Origin of the sequence: Allokutzneria oryzae, from assembly GCF_042429765.1 — a bacterium.
In the GTDB taxonomy this organism is placed as follows: Bacteria; Actinomycetota; Actinomycetes; order Mycobacteriales; family Pseudonocardiaceae; genus Allokutzneria; species Allokutzneria oryzae.
Map to the genome: position 1 here is coordinate 593,222 of NZ_JBHLZU010000018.1, position 17,484 is coordinate 610,705.

At 70.2% G+C, this 17,484-nt stretch carries 13 protein-coding genes; 10 read left to right on the plus strand and 3 right to left on the minus strand.

Going from position 1 to position 17,484, the window contains the following annotated elements; genetic code table 11:
- The first annotated feature begins 22 nt into the window (after nucleotides 1–22).
- Entirely contained in the window at nucleotides 23–1,423 is a 1,401-nt protein-coding gene (locus tag ACFFQA_RS21990; RefSeq protein WP_377855942.1) for a CCA tRNA nucleotidyltransferase, read from the plus strand.
- A 22-nt stretch (nucleotides 1,424–1,445) separates the two neighbouring features.
- Entirely contained in the window at nucleotides 1,446–1,796 is a 351-nt protein-coding gene (locus ACFFQA_RS21995; RefSeq protein ID WP_377855208.1) for a PASTA domain-containing protein, read from the plus strand.
- 203 nt (nucleotides 1,797–1,999) lie between these two features.
- Here ACFFQA_RS21995 and ACFFQA_RS22000 read toward each other — a convergent pair whose 3' ends face one another.
- Nucleotides 2,000–3,328, minus strand: a complete 1,329-nt coding sequence (locus ACFFQA_RS22000) for an MFS transporter (protein WP_377855211.1) — start codon at nucleotides 3,326–3,328, stop codon at nucleotides 2,000–2,002.
- A 119-nt stretch (nucleotides 3,329–3,447) separates the two neighbouring features.
- Here ACFFQA_RS22000 and ACFFQA_RS22005 point away from each other — a divergent pair, with 119 nt between their 5' ends.
- Nucleotides 3,448–4,029, plus strand: coding sequence for a YqgE/AlgH family protein (locus ACFFQA_RS22005; RefSeq protein ID WP_377855214.1), 582 nt, complete (start codon nucleotides 3,448–3,450; stop codon nucleotides 4,027–4,029).
- Nucleotides 4,030–4,051: 22 nt separating this feature from the next.
- Nucleotides 4,052–5,092, plus strand: coding sequence for an ADP-ribosylglycohydrolase family protein (locus tag ACFFQA_RS22010; RefSeq protein ID WP_377855217.1), 1,041 nt, complete (start codon nucleotides 4,052–4,054; stop codon nucleotides 5,090–5,092).
- Here ACFFQA_RS22010 and ACFFQA_RS22015 read toward each other — a convergent pair.
- A complete protein-coding gene (locus ACFFQA_RS22015) occupies nucleotides 5,070–5,516 on the minus strand; it encodes an SdpI family protein (protein ID WP_377855219.1) in 447 nt (148 codons plus the stop codon). The two genes, ACFFQA_RS22010 and ACFFQA_RS22015, sit on opposite strands and share 23 nt — an antisense overlap.
- A 76-nt stretch (nucleotides 5,517–5,592) precedes the next feature.
- Here ACFFQA_RS22015 and ACFFQA_RS22020 point away from each other — a divergent pair, with 76 nt between their 5' ends.
- The 6 genes from ACFFQA_RS22020 to ACFFQA_RS22045 all read left to right on the plus strand — a co-directional run bounded on the left by ACFFQA_RS22020 (nucleotide 5,593) and on the right by ACFFQA_RS22045 (nucleotide 16,702).
- A complete protein-coding gene (locus ACFFQA_RS22020) occupies nucleotides 5,593–6,735 on the plus strand; it encodes an esterase-like activity of phytase family protein (protein WP_377855221.1) in 1,143 nt (380 codons plus the stop codon).
- 45 nt (nucleotides 6,736–6,780) lie between these two features.
- On the plus strand, nucleotides 6,781–7,869 hold the full coding sequence (locus ACFFQA_RS22025) for an esterase-like activity of phytase family protein (protein WP_377855224.1): 1,089 nt from the start codon (nucleotides 6,781–6,783) through the stop codon (nucleotides 7,867–7,869).
- Nucleotides 7,870–7,917: 48 nt separating this feature from the next.
- Nucleotides 7,918–9,600 (plus strand): glycoside hydrolase family 3 protein, encoded by a 1,683-nt coding sequence (locus ACFFQA_RS22030; protein ID WP_377855227.1) that lies wholly within the window; start codon nucleotides 7,918–7,920, stop codon nucleotides 9,598–9,600.
- Nucleotides 9,600–11,951 carry a serine hydrolase gene (locus ACFFQA_RS22035; protein WP_377855230.1) on the plus strand — a complete coding sequence of 784 codons (2,352 nt, stop codon included), beginning with the start codon at nucleotides 9,600–9,602 and terminating at the stop codon, nucleotides 11,949–11,951. The genes ACFFQA_RS22030 and ACFFQA_RS22035 overlap by 1 nt, the downstream gene beginning before the upstream one ends.
- Nucleotides 11,952–12,167: 216 nt before the next feature.
- Nucleotides 12,168–15,026 (plus strand): leucine--tRNA ligase, encoded by a 2,859-nt coding sequence (leuS, locus tag ACFFQA_RS22040; RefSeq protein ID WP_377855233.1) that lies wholly within the window; start codon nucleotides 12,168–12,170, stop codon nucleotides 15,024–15,026.
- 83 nt (nucleotides 15,027–15,109) lie between these two features.
- A complete protein-coding gene (locus ACFFQA_RS22045; RefSeq protein WP_377855236.1) occupies nucleotides 15,110–16,702 on the plus strand; it encodes an alpha/beta fold hydrolase in 1,593 nt (530 codons plus the stop codon).
- Between the two features lie 12 nt (nucleotides 16,703–16,714).
- On the opposite strand, the gene ACFFQA_RS22050 is transcribed toward ACFFQA_RS22045, so the two are convergent.
- Entirely contained in the window at nucleotides 16,715–17,440 is a 726-nt protein-coding gene (locus tag ACFFQA_RS22050) for a TetR/AcrR family transcriptional regulator (RefSeq protein ID WP_377855239.1), read from the minus strand.
- Between the last annotated feature and the right edge of the window lie 44 nt (nucleotides 17,441–17,484).

Below are 17,484 nucleotides of genomic sequence, written 5' to 3' on the forward strand. Positions count from 1 at the left end.
CCTCGCCAAGCAGGATGCCGCCGTGGAACCGCTTCGGATAGACCCGGTGGTCGACGAGCTCGCCGAGCGCTTCGTCGCCGCAGGCCACCGACTGTTCCTCGTCGGGGGCAGCGTGCGCGACGCCGTGCTCGGGCGGCTGGGCAACGACCTGGACTTCACCACCGATGCCCGTCCGGAGCAGGTGCAGCGGATCGTCACCGGCTGGGCCGAGGCGGTCTGGGACACCGGCATCGCCTTCGGCACGCTCGGCGTGGTCCGCAAGGGCCGCACGCTGGAGATCACCACGTTCCGCGCCGATACCTACGATCGGGTGACCCGCAACCCCGAGGTGGTCTTCGGCGACACCATCGAGGGCGACCTGCTGCGGCGGGACTTCACCGTCAACGCGATGGCCGTTGAGCTGCCCTCGCGCGAGTTCGTCGACCTGCACGGTGGCATGTCCGCGCTGGCCGCGAAGGTGCTGGACACCCCGGCGCCGCCGAGGGAGTCCTTCGCCGACGACCCGCTGCGCATGCTGCGCGCCGCCCGGTTCGTCGCCCAGCTCGACTTCACCGTCGCGCCGAGGGTGGTCGAGGCGATGCGGGAGATGGCTGGCGAGATCCGGCGCATCACAGCGGAGCGCGTGCAGGCCGAGCTGTCGAAGCTGCTCTGTGGCGTGCGCGCGCGCAAGGGCGTGGAACTGCTGGTCGACACGGGTCTGGCCGACCACGTTCTGCCCGAGGTTCCCGCGATGCGGCTGGAAATCGATGAACACCATCAGCACAAGGACGTCTACCACCACTCCTTGGTTGTTCTTGATCAAGCGATTGATCTCGAAGAGGACGGGCCGGATCTGGTGCTGCGCCTCGCCGCGCTGCTCCACGACATCGGCAAGCCCGCGACCAGGCGTTTCGAGTCCGGCGGCGGGGTGAGCTTCCACCACCACGAGGTGGTCGGCGCGAAAATGGCGCGGAAACGGCTGCGCGCGCTGAAGTACTCCAAAGAAATCGTCGAGGACGTCGCGCAGCTGGTGTACCTGCATTTGCGCTTCCACGGCTACGGCAGGGGCGAGTGGACCGACTCGGCGGTTCGCCGGTACGTGACCGACGCTGAGCACCTGCTCTCCCGGCTGCACAAGCTCGTGCGCGCGGACTGCACCACGCGCAACCGCCGCAAGGCCGGTGCCCTCCAGCGCACCTACGACGACCTCGAAGCGCGGATCGCCAGGCTGGCGGCCGAGGAGGACCTCAACCGGGTCCGTCCGGACCTCGACGGCAACGAGATCATGCGCCTGTTGGGGCTGTCCCCCGGCCCGCTGGTGGGCCAGGCTTGGAAGCACCTCAAGGAGCTGCGCCTCGACCGGGGGCCGCTCAGCCGGGACGAGGCCGAGGCCGAGCTCAGGGCGTGGGCTCGCGCGAAGGGGCTGGGTGACGGGGCTTCCTGAGGTGTGGCCGAGGGGGCTTCACATGATCAGGAAGACCGTCGTCGCCGGGATGGCCGTCGCCGTGCTCTGCGGATGTGGTCCGCAGAGCACGCAGCCACCGATGTCGAGCACCACGCCGAGCAAGGCGCCGACCACACCGGTCGCGGCCGGATCGGTCACGGTGCCGAACGTGGTCGGCATGGAACACCAGGCGGCTCAGGACACGATGCAGGCCGTGGGCCTGCGCAACCTCGCGGAAGAGGACGCCACCGGCAGGAAGCGGCTGTTGGTCAACGATCGCAACTGGGTCGTGGTGTCCCAGGAGCCCGCGGCCGGGGCGACCGTGCCGAAGTCGACGAAGATCCTGCTGAGGTCCAAGAAGAAGGACGACTAGGACCTGTCCTGCAAGTCGTCCCGATGCCCCGAGGCGGCACCACCCCCGCACCCCCGTGCACGCGTGGGCTGGTTGGCGTGGTCGGGCTTTTCGCGTTTTGTCACCTTAATGCGCAAACGAGCGCCCTCATTTCGCGTTGAGGCTCCACAACGCGAAATGGGGGGCACGTGGGTGAGGTCGTGCTACCGCTTGCAGGACACGACCTAGGCGGCGCGGCTCCTGGTCATCCTGCGGTCGACCACCAGGTAGACGGCCAGGCCGACGAGGTAGGCGCACGCTCCGGCCACCATCAGCTCCGGTGACCTGCCGTCCGGTGCCACCAGCATCGCCGCCACGGTGATCGCGCTGACGAAGGTCAGGTTGAACAGCGCGTCGTAGAGCGCGAACACCCGGCCGCGCGCCTCGTCGGGAACGTCGTGCTGCACGGCGGAGTCGACGCAGAGCTTGATCACCTGGCTGCAGCAGGCGACCACCAGCACCGCGGCCAGGATGCTCGGCAGCGTCATGGGCAGGCCGAGGCCGAGCTGCGCCACCGAGGAGATCACCAGCGCACCGCACACGGTGGCCTTGCGGCCGAAGCGGTGCACGGCGGGCGCGGTGATGAACGCGGCCGCGACCAGGCCGATCGCGCCCGCGGCCAGCGCCTCGCCGACCCCGGCGATCCCGGCCTTCAGCCACCCGACATCGGTGAAGGCGAAGCGCATCAGCAACAGGCCGAGCAGCATCGAGACGCCGAAACCGATCCGGTGGGCGACCAGGGCGCTGAACCCCGTCGCCACGCTGCGGGTCCGTGCCGCGACGCGGCCGCTGTCGAGCAGGCCGTGCGCGATCGCGGTCACCGCCTTGGCGGGCTCGTCGCGCTCGTCAGGGCCGAGCGAGCCCTTGGCGAAGCCCGCCGCCGCCAGGGCGGCGAACACCGAGCCGACCAGGGCGCACGCGGTCACCCACCCCGAGCCGTAGTTGTCGCCGCCGAAGACCGCGCGCAACGCGAACGCGCTGCCACCGCCGACCGCCGCCATGGTGGCGCCACCGGTCGCCATGATCGCGTTCGCCTCGACCAGGTGCTTCTCGTCCATCGTGTGCGGCAGCGCCGCGGACAGGCCCGCGCCCACGAACCGGCTCACGCCCATCACCAGCAACGCGCTCGCGTAGAGCGGCAACCCGGCGACCCCGGAGCCGACCGCGAACGCGACCAGCACGATCAGCGCGCCGCGCACCAGGTTGGCGACCACCAGCACCTGCCGCCGGTCCCACCGGTCCAGCAGCGCCCCGGCGAACGGGCCGACCAGCGAGTACGGCAGCAGGATCACGGCGAAGCCCGCGGCGATGGCCAGCGGATCGGCCTGGCGCTCCGGGTTGAACAGCACGGCGCCGCCGATCCCGGCCTGGAAGACGCCGTCGCCCCACTGGGCGAGGAAGCGGGTGACGAGCAGCCTGACGTACCCCGGCGTGCCCAGCATGCGGCGCAGTCCGAGCCGGGGTGGTCTGGTCGAGGTGTCTGCGGCGGCCGGATCCCCCGTGGCGGTCGTCACGAGAACGAGAGTACGGGGCGGATGAGCCCGAACACGAGTCGCTGGCTCGTTCAGGGGAACACGGTTGCCCGCGGCGTTTCCCGGCGCGGTTGTCGGGCAGGCGGAAGGTGAGTGGGATCATGTTCGGCGTGCAAGCCGAGGTAGAGGTCGAGCCGGGCACGCTTCTCGTCGCCACACCCAGCCTGGTCGATCCCAATTTCCGCCGGACGGTCGTCTACGTCATAGACCACCGCGACGAGGGCACCCTCGGTGTCGTGCTGAACCGGCCGAGCGAGATCGCCGTGCACGACGTGCTCCCGGCGTGGGGCGAGCACACCAGCAAACCGCAGGCGATCTTCGTCGGCGGCCCGGTCGAGCAGAAGACCGCGCTGTGCCTCGCGGCGTTACGGGCGGGCGAGGACGTCGCCGCCCTCGACGGGCTGATCAAGGTGAGCGGGCCGGTCGCGCTGGTGGACCTGGACACCGAGCCGGAGGACCTGGTGCCGAGGGTGCGCGGGCTGCGGGTCTTCGCCGGGTACTCGGGCTGGAGCTCCGGGCAGCTGGACGAGGAGATCGAGCGCGACGACTGGTTCGTGGTGCACGCGCTGCCCGACGACGTGCTCACCCCGCCGGGCGCCGACCTGTGGGGCAGAGTGCTGCGGCGGCAGGGCATGCCGCTCTCGCTGCTGGCCACTTATCCGGAGGACGTCAAGCGCAACTGAGCGCGTACTGGGAGGCAACGACGTGACCCCTGTGAGGAAGCAGCGGCTGCTGGGCTGCCTGCTGGGCGGAGCCGTGGGTGACGCGCTCGGAGCGCCAGTGGAGTTCCTTTCGCTGCGCGCCATCCGTGACCGCTACGGCGAGCAGGGATCGCGTGACTACGACGCCTGCTACGGGATCAGCGGTGGTGCGATCACCGACGACACGCAGATGACGCTCTTCACGCTGGAAGGGCTGTTGTTGTCCGATCGCGCGGCCAACCCGGTTCCCTCGGTGCTGCGCGCCTATCTGCGCTGGCTGCACACGCAGGGCGTTCCGTGGGAGGAGGCCGGAAGGTGCATCAAGGACGTCGAGCCGTCCCCGCAGGGACGCTTGGTGCACGTGAGGGAACTGCACAGCCAGCGTGCGCCTGGTGGCACGTGCCTGTCCGCGCTGCAGGCCAGTGCCTACGGCAAGGTCGGGACGACGCAGGACCCGATCAATGACTCCAAGGGCTGCGGCGGTGTCATGCGCGCCGCGCCCGCCGGTTTCTTCAGCGCCTACGTCAGTGACTCGTTCTGGCTCGGCACCGCGGTGGCCGCGCTGACCCACGGGCATCCGTCGGGCTATCTGTCCGCGGGCGTTCTCTCCGCCATGACAAGCCTGTTGCTGCGTGGAGCGGATCTGGAGAACGCGCTCGACGTGGCGACGGAGGAGCTGCGCAAGCACCCCAAGCACGAGGAGACGCTGAACGCGCTGACGCGGGCGCGGCAGTTGGCGGCGCGCGGGCGGCCGACGCCCGAGGACCTGGAGACCCTCGGTGGTGGGTGGGTCGGCGAGGAGGCGCTGGCGATCTCGGTGTGCTGCGCCCTGGTCGGCAAGGACTTCGAGGACGCGGTGCTGTTGTCGGTCAACCACTCCGGCGACTCGGACTCGACCGGGGCGATCTGCGGGAACCTGCTCGGCGCGCGGGACGGCGTCGAGGCGGTCCCGGAGCGCTGGCTGGCGGGAGTGGAACTGGGTGAGCTGATGCGTGAGCTCGCCGACGAGTCCCACCAGCTGCTCAGCCGCCGAGCAGCGCCTTAGCGCAGCCACCGCCGCAGCACCCGCCGCAGCCGCCCGCGGGCTTCTCCGGCATCGCGGCCGCGGCCTTGCTGCCGAGCGCGCCCCCGGCGGCCATCATGCCGAGCAGCCCGACGACGCCGATCACCATGATGATCACGGTGGCCAGCGCGTCCTGCATCGCGATGGCCAGGCCGCCGGAGGCGGCGGCGACGAGCCCGGCGGCGGCGAAGGGCAGCCCCGCGACCCGGTTGGCGGCCTTGAACGTGTCGTCGTCCCGCATGCTCGCCTCGGTGCGGACCCCGGCGAAGCGGTTGCGCGGCAGCCTGCCGAGCAGTCCGAGCGTGCCGACCACCGCGACGGCCAGCCCGGCCACGATGAGCACCGCGCCCAGCGCGGTCTGCACGATGAAGGGGGCGGGTGCGTCGATGCCAGCAGCGTTCGTCACGCTACGAGAGTAAGTGGCACCCTGCCTCCACCGCTCAGCAACCTTGCCGTCATCCGAATGGGGTGTGCTACGCGTCATGCTGCGACGTCTTCTCCCGGTGGCCCTCACCACCGCCACAGCGCTTCTGCTCGCCTCGGCGGCTCCGGCCACCGCCCGCCCCTCGGGTGTGCGGCTGATCGGTGAGCACATCGTCCCGTTCGCCCAGGACTACCGCGGCACCACGGTCGGCGGCCTCTCCGGCATCGACTACGACCCGAAGACCGGTACGTACGTCCTGATCAGCGACGACCGCTCGGACCGGCAGCCCGCGAGGTTCTACACCGCGAAGATCGACATCACGAAGGACGCCCTGCGCGGCTTCGAGATCACCGGTACCAAGCCGTTCCTGCGGGCCGACGGCAGCACCTATCCCCCGCTGTCCGCGGGCGGCGGCCAGACGCCCGACCCCGAGGACATCCGGATCGACCCGTGGACCGGTGACTACTGGTGGTCCAGCGAGGGCGATCGCATTCCCGGTGCGACCCCGGTGCTCATCGACCCGTCGCTGCGCGCGGCGAAGAAGGACGGGCGCTTCGTCCGCGAGCTGCCGCTGGCCCCCAACCTGAAGATGTCCGCGCAGGACGTCGGCCCGCGCCGCAACGCCGTGCTGGAGGGGCTGACCTTCGCCGCGGCGGGCTCGCTGGTGGTCAGCTCGATGGAGGGCCCGCTGTTCCAGGACGGTCCGGAGGCCACCCTCACCGAGGGCGCGCTGACCAGGATCACCGTGCAGGACCGGTTCGCCGGGCGGGTGCTCTCCCAGTTCGCCTACCCGCTCGACAAGGTGCACGCCGCGCCGAACCCGGCTGGCGGCTTCTTCGTCAACGGCGTGGACGCGATCCTGGCGGCGAACCAGTACGACCCGACGAAGTACCTGGTGATGGAGCGCTCGTTCTCCACCGGCGCGACGCCCGCCAACAGCATCCGGATCTACGAGGTCGACACCACCGGCGCGACCGACGTGAAGCGGATCGACTCGCTGAAGGGCGACAAGAAGGTCAAGCCGGTGCGCAAGCGCCTGCTCGTCGACCTCGCCTCGCTCAAGCTGTCCACCGTGGACAACGTGGAGGGGATGAGCTGGGGGCCGACGCTGCCGACGGGTGAGCGGACCCTCGTGCTGGTCAGCGACGACAACTTCGCCAAGAACCAGGTGACCCAGGTGATTGCCCTGGCGGTTCGCTAGGCCGGGTAGCTGTGGGCGAGCACGGCGGTCAGTTGGGTCGAGCCCATGAGAACTCGATCACTGGCCGCCGTGTTCGCGGTGGTCGCCGCGCTGCTCACCGCGCCGTCCGCCGCCGCGACCCCGGGTGTCCGCTTCCTCGGTGAGCGGGTCATCCCGTTCAAGCTCGACTTCCAGGGCACTTCCGTCGGCGGGCTCTCGGGCATCGACCGCGACCCGCGCACCGGCGAGTACGTGCTGATCAGCGACGACCGCTCGTACCTGCAACCGGCGCGGATCTACCGGGCCAGGATCGACCTGGACCGCACGGCGTTGCGCGGGGTGACCTTCACCGGCACCCATCCGCTCCGGCGGCCGGACGGCACGACCTACCCGGTCAACGCGATCGACCCCGAGGAGATCCGCGTCGACCCGTGGACCGGCCAGTACTGGATCAGCCAGGAGGGCAACCGAGCCAACCCGCTGATCCAGCCGACCATCCAGCGCGCCGACCGCACCGGGGCGTACGCGGGCGAGCTGCCGCTCCCGGCGAACTACCGGGTCACCGCCGACCGAGGGCCTCGGCAGAACCTGGTGCTCGAAGCGATCACCTTCGGCCCGGCCGGCGGCAGGCTGACCAGCGCGATGGAGGGGCCACTGCTGGAGGACGGCCCGGTGCCGACCACGACAGCGGGCGCGCTGTCCCGGATCACCGTGCACTCGCGCGGGGGCGGGGTGTTCTCGCAGTTCGCCTACAAGCAGGAGCCGCTGTACGCGGAGGCCGATCCCAGCAGCCCCTGGCACAGCGACACCGGCATCGCCTCGATCCTGGCGCACCCGGTGGACCCGACCCGCTACCTCGTGCTGGAGCGGACCTACGTGCCGGGGCCGGGCTACAAGGCGCGCGTCTACGAGGTCTCCACGGTGGGCGCGACCGACGTGAAGAACATCGACTCGTTGGTGAACGCCCAGGTCAGGCCGGTGAGCAAGCGGCTGCTGGTGGACCTGTCCACGCTGCCTATGAAGGCCGTGTTCAACATCGAGGGCATGACCTGGGGATCCCTGCTGCCGACGGGCGAGCGGTCGTTGGTGCTGGTGGGCGACGACAACTTCACGCAGGAGGAGGCCACTCAGGTGATCGCGCTCGCGGTGCGTTAGCCGTAGCGTCGCTCCCGGGGTTGTCAACAACTCACCGGGAGAGTCTCTATGGCGAAAAGACTTCACCTGATCGGCCTCGTCGCCGCGCTCTTGGCCGCCGTCGCCACCCCGGCGTCGGCGGCCGGGGAGCCGCGGATGACCTTGGAGGAGAAGGTCGGCCAGCTCTTCGTCACCTACGCCTACGGCGCGACCGCGGACACGACCGATCCGGCGCACGTGGCCGCCAACCGCAAGGAGCTCGGCGTCGACAACGCCAAGCAGCTGATCGAGAAGTACCACCTCGGCGGCGTCATCTACTTCGCGTGGGCGGGCAACACCGCCAACCCGGCGCAGACCGCCGGACTGTCCAACGGACTCCAGTCCGCGTCCCGGCTCCCACTGCTGATCAGCACCGACCAGGAGCACGGTGTCGTCTACCGCGTCGGTGAGCCCGCGACGCAGTTCCCCGGCAACATGACCCTCGGCGCCGCCCGTGACCCCGGGCTCGCTCGGACGGCGGCCGGGATCGCGGGCCGTGAGCTGCGCGCGATGGGCATCAACCAGAACTACGCGCCGGACGCCGACGTCAACGTCAACCCGCTCAACCCGGTCATCGGCGCGCGGTCCTTCGCCGAGGACCCCCAGCTGGCCGCGCGGCTGACCGCGGCCCAGGTGGACGGCTACCAGGGCGGTGGCGTCGCCGCGACGGCCAAGCACTTCCCCGGGCACGGCGACACGGCGGTGGACAGCCACACCGGCATCCCGGTGATCACCCACACCCGTGAGCAGTGGGAGGAGCTGGACGCGCCGCCGTTCCGCACGGCCATCGGGAGCGGCATCGACTCGATCATGACCGGCCACCTCGTGGTGCCCGCGCTCGATCCCTCCGGTGACCCCGCGACGCTGTCCAAGCCGATCATCACCGGCCTGCTGCGCGAGCGGCTCGGCTATCGCGGTGTCGTGGTGACGGACTCGCTCGGAATGGCAGGCGTGCGGCAGAAGTACGGCGACGCGCGCGTTCCGGTGCTCGCGCTCAAGGCGGGGGTCGACCAGCTCCTCAAGCCGCCGAACATCGACCTCGCCTACAACGCGGTGCTGAAGGCGGTCCGCGACGGCGAACTGACCGAAGCCCGCATCGACGAGTCCGTGCGCCGCATCCTGAAGCTGAAGCGGGACAGAGGACTGTTCAAGAACCGCTACGTCGACCCGAAGCCGGTCGTCGGCGTGCCGTCGAGCCTCCGCGCCGCACAGGACGTCGCCGACCACGGCACGACAGTGCTGCGCAACTCCGTGCTTCCCCTGCGCGAGAAGCCCGCCAAGGTCCTGGTCACGGGCTGGGGAACGACGGCGGAACCGGCTCCGGCCAAGCTCGGGCAGGCTTTGGTCGGCCGAGGCGCGGCCACGACCGTGCTGCCGACGGGGGCCAAGCCGACACAGGTGCAGATCGACGCCGCCGTCGCGGCCGCGACCGATCTCAACGTGGTCGTCACCAACAACGCCTCCGCCGAACAACAGCGCCTGGTCAAAGCCTTGCAGGACACCGGGAAGCGCGTGGTCGTGGTCGGTGTCCGCGAGCCCTACGAGGTCGCGTCGCTGCCCGGCGTGACCTACCTGGCGACGTACTCGTACGCGCGTCCGGCGTTGGAGTCGGCGGTCCGCGTGATCTACGGCGAGGTCGGCCCACGCGGCAAGCTGCCCGTGACCGTGCCCGGCCACTTCCCGTTCGGTCACGGGCTGGCGTGGAGGGTGTGATGCGCCGCCTTGTTCTCCTTGTGGTCGCGGTACTTCTGCTCGCGGGAACGACCGCAGTCGCTTCACCGGCCGCCCCTCTGCGGGTGCTGTCGTTCAACATCCACACCGGCATCGGCGTGGACAACCGGCTCGACCTGACCCGCGTCGCGCAGACGATCCGCGCGACCAAGGCCGATGTCGTCGGCCTGCAAGAGGTCGATGTGCACTGGTCCGCGCGCAGCGACTGGGCCGACCAGGCGACTGAGTTGGCGACGGCGTTGGGAATGCACGTGTTCTTCGCGCCGATCTACGACCTGGACCCCGCGGAGGCAGGCAAACCGCGCCGCAAGTTCGGCGTCGCCCTGCTGAGCCGGTTTCCGATCCTGTCGGCGGAGAACCACAAGATCACGCGGCTGTCCACGCAGAGCAGCAATCCGGTTCCGGAGCTGATGCCGGGATTCCCGGAGATCGCGATCGACGTTCACGGCGTGCGGACCCACGTCTACACGACGCACCTGGACTACCGCGGCGATCCCGCCGTGCGGCAGATGCAGGTCGCGGACACGCTGAAGGTGCTCGGCCAGGACCGCGGTGCGCCGAGGATCCTGGTGGGCGACTTCAACGCCGGCCCGGACGCGCCGGAGCTAGGTCCACTGTGGACAGAGCTGGGCGACGGGTGGCTCGCGGCACGCGGTCGCTCCGGCGGGCTCACGTATCCCGTCGACCCGCCGGACCGCCGCATCGACTACATCACGGCGTCGAGGGAGGTTCGGTTCCGGTCGATGGAGGTCCTGGTCAGCCCGGTCTCCGACCATCTGCCGGTCCTGGGTGAGCTGGTGCTGCCGCGTCCACGTTCTCCATGGGGCTCGGCGAACCAGGTTCTGCGCAAGGGCACCGTCGCAGCGCCGCCGCTCGCTCCGATCGCGGAGGGAGGGCCGTATCCGGGCGGCGTGGTGCTCGGCGTGCGGGACGGCGTGGTCTTCGAGCACTCGGCGTTCGGCGATGCGTTGCGCTACAACGAGAACGGCGAGCTGCCACCGGCATCCCGGTTGCCGATGCGGCGAGACACGATCTTCGACATCGCGTCGATCTCCAAGCTGTTCACCAGTGTCGTCGCCATGCAGTTCGTCGAGCGCGGGCGGCTCGACCTCGATGCGCCCGTCGCGAGGTACCTGCCGGAGTTCGCCGCCAACGGCAAGGAGTCCGTGACGCTGCGCCAGGTTCTGACGCACACCTCGGGGCTGCCGGCAGGGCTGGCGATCGGCTCCTATCCGACGGTCCCCGAACGGCTCGCGGCGATCTACCGCGTCGGCCTGCGCGCCGCGCCGGGGACCCGCTACGAGTACTCCGACCTGAGCCTGATCATCGTCGGCAAGGTCCTGGAGCGGGTGTCCGGTCGCGCGCTGCCGGAGCTGGTGTCCGCCGGGATCACCGAACCACTCCGCCTGCGCGACACCATGTACACCCCGCCGCAGTCCCTCCGCGAGCGCATCGCACCGACCCAGGTGACGGTGGCGCGCGGCGTGATCTGGGGCGTCGTGCACGACTCGACGTCGTGGTACCTCGGCGGAACAGCCGGTCACGCGGGCGTTTTCAGCACGGCGGCCGACCTGGCGGTCTTCGCGCAGATGCTGCTCAACGGCGGGCGCTACGGCTCCGCGCGGGTGCTCGCACCGGAGAGCGTGCGCGAGATGACCACGAACTGGAACGCGCGTTTCCCCGGTGCCGACCGAGGACTCGGGCTCGACATCTACAAGCACTCGTTCATGGGCGCGATGGCGACGCCGTTCACCGTCGGCCACACCGGCTTCACCGGGACCTCGCTGGTAGTCGATCCGGTGTCGCGCTCGATCGTGGTCCTGATGACCAACCGCGTGCACCCCACGTCGTCCGGCCCGTCGGTGAACCCGAAGCGCCAGGCCGTCGCGGACGCCGTCGCCCGCTCTGTGCCCGTGCGGCCGATGTCCGGTCCCACCGCGTGGTTGGCGAGCGCGCCGACCTCCACGCTCACCCTGCCTGTGACCGGGGGCTCCCGCGTCGAGTTCGGTTTGTGGGTGGACACGGAGCCTGATGCGGACCCGCTCACGCTGGAGACCTCAGCTGACGGCGTCTCCTGGCAGCCGCTGCCGTTCTCGCTGCGTGACGAGGACGGGGCGTGGTCGTCGCCGGGCTCTGTCTCGGGTTTTCTGGGGCGCTCGTGGGTGCGGGCCTCGGCTTCGGCGCCCGCAGCCGCCACGCTGGTGCGCTGGCGGCAAACGAGCAACGCGGAGCTGTGGGGCCGGGGCGTGTACGTCGACGCGATCCGGGTCGACGGGAGGCCCGTTGACGAGTCGAAGCTGACCACGGTCGGGTTCGTGCCTGCCGCGACCTAGGCCCCGGCCGGGTCACCCGATGAACCACCGGTTTGTGCACACGCGGTACTCTGAATGCGTGAGCACTGGTTTTCTGCTCCTTAGCCAGCCGCGCTGACCGTCCGATCGGTCCGCGCGGCAACCCCTCATGCCCTCTCGGGCTGGGGGGTTTGTTGTTGCTAGGGCCAGAAGTGTTCGCGCGGGGACACCCGCATCCGGGAAGGAAAGGGAACAACGATGAGCACCGAGGCGGCTCCCGAGAGCGTCACGCCGGACGCGGTACCGGCCCACCGGTACACCGCGGCGCTGGCCGGTCAGATCGAGCGGCGCTGGCAGGACCACTGGGAGGACAACGGGACCTTCCACGCGCCGAACCCCTCCGGCTCCCTGGCCGACCCGGACGCGGCGGCCGGACGCGAGAAGCTGTTCGTCCAGGACATGTTCCCCTACCCCTCCGGGGCCGGGCTGCACGTAGGCCACCCGCTGGGCTTCATCGGCACCGACGTCTTCGCCCGGTTCAACCGGATGACCGGGCGCAACGTGCTGCACACGATGGGCTTCGACGCCTTCGGACTGCCCGCCGAGCAGTACGCGGTGCAGACCGGGCAGCACCCGCGCAAGACCACCGAGGCCAACATCGAGACCTACCTGCGGCAGATCCGCAGGCTGGGACTGGGCCACGACGACCGGCGGCGGATCTCCACCATCGACCCCGGCTACTACAAGTGGACACAGTGGATCTTCCTGCAGATCTACAACTCCTGGTTCGACGAGCGGGTGAACAAGGCGCGGCCGATCGCCGAGCTGGAGGCCGAGTTCGCCGCGGGTGAGCGCGCCACCTCCGACGGCCGCGCGTGGGCCGAGCTGAGCGTCTCCGACCGGCAGCGCGAGCTGAACTCGTTCCGGCTGGCCTACCTGTCCGAGGCCCCGGTCAACTGGTGCCCCGGCCTGGGCACCGTGCTGGCCAACGAGGAGGTCACCGCGGACGGCCGCAGCGAGCGCGGCAACTTCCCGGTGTTCCGCCGCAACCTGCGCCAGTGGATGATGCGGATCACCGCGTACTCCGACCGCCTGGTGGACGACCTGGACCGGCTGGACTGGCCGGACAAGGTCAAGGCCATGCAGCGCAACTGGATCGGCCGCTCGCAGGGCGCGCGGGTCCGCTTCGCCGCCGGTGAGCACGCCATCGAGGTCTTCACCACGCGCCCCGACACCCTGTTCGGCGCCACCTACATGGTGCTGGCCCCTGAGCACCCGCTGGTCGACTCCCTGCTGCCGGACGCGTGGCCGTCCGATGTGGACAGTCGGTGGACCGGGGGCGCCGCGACCCCGGCCGATGCGGTTGCCGCCTACCGCCGCGCCGCGTCGATGAAGTCCGAGCTGGAGCGCCAGGAGAACAAGGACAAGACCGGCGTCTTCGTCGGCGCCTACGCGGAGAACCCGGTCAACGGGGCCAAGATCCCGGTCTTCATCGCCGACTACGTGCTGAGCGGCTACGGCACCGGCGCGATCATGGCGGTGCCCGGCCAGGACGTCCGCGACTGGGACTTCGCCGAGGCGTTCGGGCTGCCCATCATCCGCACGGTGCAGCCGTCGGAGGGCTTCGACGGCAAGGCCTTCACCGGTGACGGCCCCGCGATCAACTCGAGCTTCCTGGACGGCATGGAGGTCGTCGAGGCGAAGCAGCGGATCATCGCGTGGCTGGAGGAGCGCGGGGTCGGCGAGGGCACCGTGCAGTACAAGCTGCGCGACTGGCTGTTCTCGCGGCAGCGCTACTGGGGTGAGCCGTTCCCGATCGTCTACGGCTCCGACGGTGTGCCGCGCGCGCTGCCGGAGAGCATGCTGCCGATCGAGCTGCCCGAGGTCGACGACTACTCGCCGAAGACCTTCGACCCGGAGGACGCCGAGAGCGAGCCGTTCGCGCCGCTGGGCCGCGCCACCGAGTGGGTCGAGGTCGAGCTGGACCTGGGCGAGGGCGTGCAGCGCTACCGCCGCGACATCAACACCATGCCCAACTGGGCGGGCTCGTGCTGGTACCAGCTGCGCTACATCGACCCGTACAACGAGGAGACGCTGTGCGACCCGGGCGCTGAGCGGTACTGGGTCGGCAAGGACCCGGCCAAGCACGGCGCGAACGACCCGGGTGGCGTCGACCTGTACATCGGCGGTGTCGAGCACGCGGTGCTGCACCTGCTGTACTCGCGGTTCTGGCAGAAGGTGCTGTTCGACCTGGGCCACGTCACCGCCGAGGAGCCCTACCGCAAGCTGTACAACCAGGGCTACATCCAGGCTTACGCGTACACGGACTCGCGTGGCACCTACGTTCCCGCCGAGGAGGTCGTCGAGCGCGACGGCAAGTACTTCTGGCAGGACCAGGAGGTCAACCGCGAGTACGGCAAGATGGGCAAGAGCCTGAAGAACGTCGTCACGCCGGACGAGATGTGCGAGAACTACGGCGCCGACACGTTCCGGCTGTACGAGATGTCGATGGGCCCGCTGGACCTGTCCCGCCCGTGGGCGACGAAGGATGTCGTCGGCGCGCAGCGGTTCCTGCAGCGGCTGTGGCGCAACCTGGTCGACGAGGAGTCCGGCGCGCTGCGGGTCACCGACGCGGAGCCGGACGAGGAGACGCTGCGCGCACTGAACAAGGCGATCGCCGGGGTCCGCGAGGACTTCGAGAACATGCGGTACAACACCGCCGCGGCCAAGCTGATCGAGCTGAACAACCACGTCACCAAGCGGTTCTCCGCCGAGGCCGGCACGCCGCGCCAGGTGGCCGAAGCGATGGTGCTGATGCTGGCGCCGCTGTGCCCCCACGTCGCCGAGGAGCTGTGGGCGAAGCTGGGATCGGCCGAGTCGCTGGCGCACGGGCCGTTCCCGGTCGCCGACGAGCGGTACCTGGTCGAGGACACCGTGGAGTACCCGATCCAGGTCAACGGCAAGGTCCGCTCGCGGGTGGTCGTCGCGGCCGACGCGGGCGTGGACCAGGTCAAGGCGGCGGCGCTGGCCGAGGAGAAGATCGTCGCGGCGCTGGCCGGTGGTGAGCCCCGCAAGGTCATCGTGGTGCCCGGCCGACTGGTGAACGTCGTGCTGTAGGCACGTCGACGTTGCTGGAACCGATGCGCCGCTCGTCGCGCTGACCGCAACGAGCGGCGCATCGGCTGGGTACATTCGAGCGCATGATCGCTGACCTGGGGGGACGGCGCCGAGCACTGGCCGTCGTGGGTGTCGTGGTTCCGGCGTTGGTGCTCGGCGCGGCCCCGGCGCACGCGGAGCGCTACGCGGTCGCCGAGCAGCCGCCAGCGGTCAAGGCGTTGTCCTGGGAGGACTGCGCGGGCAACGCGGAGCTCAAGTGCGCCTCGCTCGACGTGCCGTTGGAGCACGCCGACCCCGAGGGCGACCACGCCACGCTCGCGCTGGTCAAGGCCCCTGCCCGCACACCCTCGGAGCGGTTGGGGTCGTTGGTGGTCAACCGCGGCGGCCCGGGTTTCTCCACGACCGAGTACCTCGAACTGATCAAGGCGAAGCAGTTGCCAGCGCCGTGGGACGACCGGGTGTGGGATCGCTACGACGTGATCGGGCTCGACCAGCGCGGAGTCGGTAAGGCAACGCCCGCCGTGACGTGCTTCGCCACCCCGGAGGCCGCCGCCGCGTTCGGCGCCGGTGTTCCCACGGTTCCGGTCAGCCCGTCCGAGGTGATGAAGCGCGCCGCCAAGGACGCCGAGTTCGCCACGGGGTGCCGCAAGCACAGCGGAAAGCTGCTCGACCACCTCTCCACCGCCGCTGTGGCAAGGGATCTCGACCTGGTGCGCGAGGCGCTCGGGGAGCAGCGGCTGAACTTCCTCGGCCAGTCCTACGGCGTCGCGCTCGGCACCGTCTACGCGAACCTGTTCCCGCAGCGCGTCGGCTCGTTCGTGCTGGACAGCGTGCTCAACCCGGCGAACACCACCACGGGACCGGTCGGCTCGGTGCCCTCGGAACGGATCGGCTCGGACACCTCGACCCGCGATGTGATGCGGGAGTTCCTGCGGTTGTGCGCGCAGGGCAAGAGCTGCCAGTTCGCCAAGTACGGCCCGCACGCCCACGACGAGCTGCTCACCAAGCTCCGTGACAAGCCGCTCGCCCTGACCACGCCGGACGGGAAGGAGGTGTCGCTGACCTACTCGAAGCTCGTCGTCTACATCGGCGGTCGGCTCTACCAGACGAAAGCGTGGTCCGGGATCGACTACATGCTCGACCTGACGCACCGCGCGCTCGCGGAGCCCACCGGTCAAGCCGCCTCCGACCTCGCTCAGGTCGTGGCCTTCATGGACGAGTACGAGCCGGACAACCCGTACAACGAGCTGACACCGGCCTACAGCGCCTTCACCTGCAACGACGACGACACCTCCAAGTTCGCGCTGGCGTGGTGGGCGGCGGCGGAACGGCGGGAGCGGATCGCTGCGCACTTCGCGACGCTGCGCGCGTACGAGACGAGCCAGTGCGCGTCCTGGGCCGGGAGGCCGAAGGAGCGCTACACCGGTCCGTGGAAGGCGAAGACGGAGAAGCCCGTGCTGATCCTCAACAACCGCTTCGACCCCGCGACCCCGCTCTCCGGCGCGCTCGACCTCAGCAGGACCCTGAACAGCCGACTGCTGATCACCGAAGGCTGGGGCCACATCACGACGCAGCAGTCGACGTGCGCGATCACCGCGACGTCCGACTACCTCGTGACCGGCGCGCTGCCCAAGCCCGGTGCGACCTGCGAGCCCGACGTGATCCCGTTCAGCTAGATCGCGTGGCGGTCACTCGAAGCCGACCGCCGAGGCCAGCTCGGTGAGCATGGACTCGAAGAGCGGCTCGGCGTCGTGGACCGCGAACGGGAAGCGGCCGAAGACCTCCAGGGCCACGTGCCCGTAGAGCCGCGCCCACCACTGCAGCATCAGGTAGATCGTGCCGAGCTGGAGCTTCTCCTCCGGCACGGCGATGTCCGCCGCGGCCAGGTCCGCCGCGAGGTCGGCGCGGTAGGCGGCCAGGTCCGCGCGCAGCCGCTCCGGCACTTCGAGCGACTCCGACGGGAAGATCCGGTGCTCGCTCAGGAGCTGGCCAGCCACCTCAAGGAACACCCGGCCGAAGTGGTCCTGGGCGGGGCGGTTGGTCGGGGTGTTGGTCTCCTCTGGGCTGGTCGCGAAGACCAGCGTGAACTCCCGGGGGTGCGCGAGCGCCCAGCGGCGGAAGCCCCGGCAGACCGCGAAGACCCGGTCCGCGGCCCGCTCCACCGGGACCGCGGCGATCTGTGGCTTGAGCGTCGCGGCGAGGTCGGCGGAGATGTCGTCGCAGACGTGGCGGAGCAGGTGCGCGCGGGAGTCGTAGTAGCGGTAGAGCGCGGGAGCGGTGATGCCGAGCTCCCGGGCGATGGCGCGCAGGGTGACCGCGTGGCTGCCGTCTTCCACGAGCAGGCGACGGGCGCAGGCCAGGATGTCCCGTTCGGTGTCGGCCCGTAACCGCTCCCGCCGAGTGCTCTCGGTCATACCTCACCCCATCGGGTTGTAAACGGTGTTCACCGTCGCTACGG

Excerpts from the sequence above, each read along its gene's own strand:
- ACFFQA_RS22035 (WP_377855230.1), top strand. The coding sequence starts at position 9,600 with ATGCGCCGCCTTGTTCTCCTTGTGGTCGCGGTACTTCTGCTCGCGGGA.
- ACFFQA_RS22030 (WP_377855227.1), top strand. The coding sequence starts at position 7,918 with ATGGCGAAAAGACTTCACCTGATCGGCCTCGTCGCCGCGCTCTTGGCC.
- ACFFQA_RS22045 (WP_377855236.1), top strand. The coding sequence starts at position 15,110 with ATGATCGCTGACCTGGGGGGACGGCGCCGAGCACTGGCCGTCGTGGGT.
- ACFFQA_RS22050 (WP_377855239.1), bottom strand. The coding sequence starts at position 17,440 with ATGACCGAGAGCACTCGGCGGGAGCGGTTACGGGCCGACACCGAACGG.
- ACFFQA_RS22020 (WP_377855221.1), top strand. The coding sequence starts at position 5,593 with ATGCTGCGACGTCTTCTCCCGGTGGCCCTCACCACCGCCACAGCGCTT.
- leuS (WP_377855233.1), top strand. The coding sequence starts at position 12,168 with ATGAGCACCGAGGCGGCTCCCGAGAGCGTCACGCCGGACGCGGTACCG.
- ACFFQA_RS21995 (WP_377855208.1), top strand. The coding sequence starts at position 1,446 with ATGATCAGGAAGACCGTCGTCGCCGGGATGGCCGTCGCCGTGCTCTGC.
- ACFFQA_RS22005 (WP_377855214.1), top strand. The coding sequence starts at position 3,448 with ATGTTCGGCGTGCAAGCCGAGGTAGAGGTCGAGCCGGGCACGCTTCTC.
- ACFFQA_RS22025 (WP_377855224.1), top strand. The coding sequence starts at position 6,781 with ATGAGAACTCGATCACTGGCCGCCGTGTTCGCGGTGGTCGCCGCGCTG.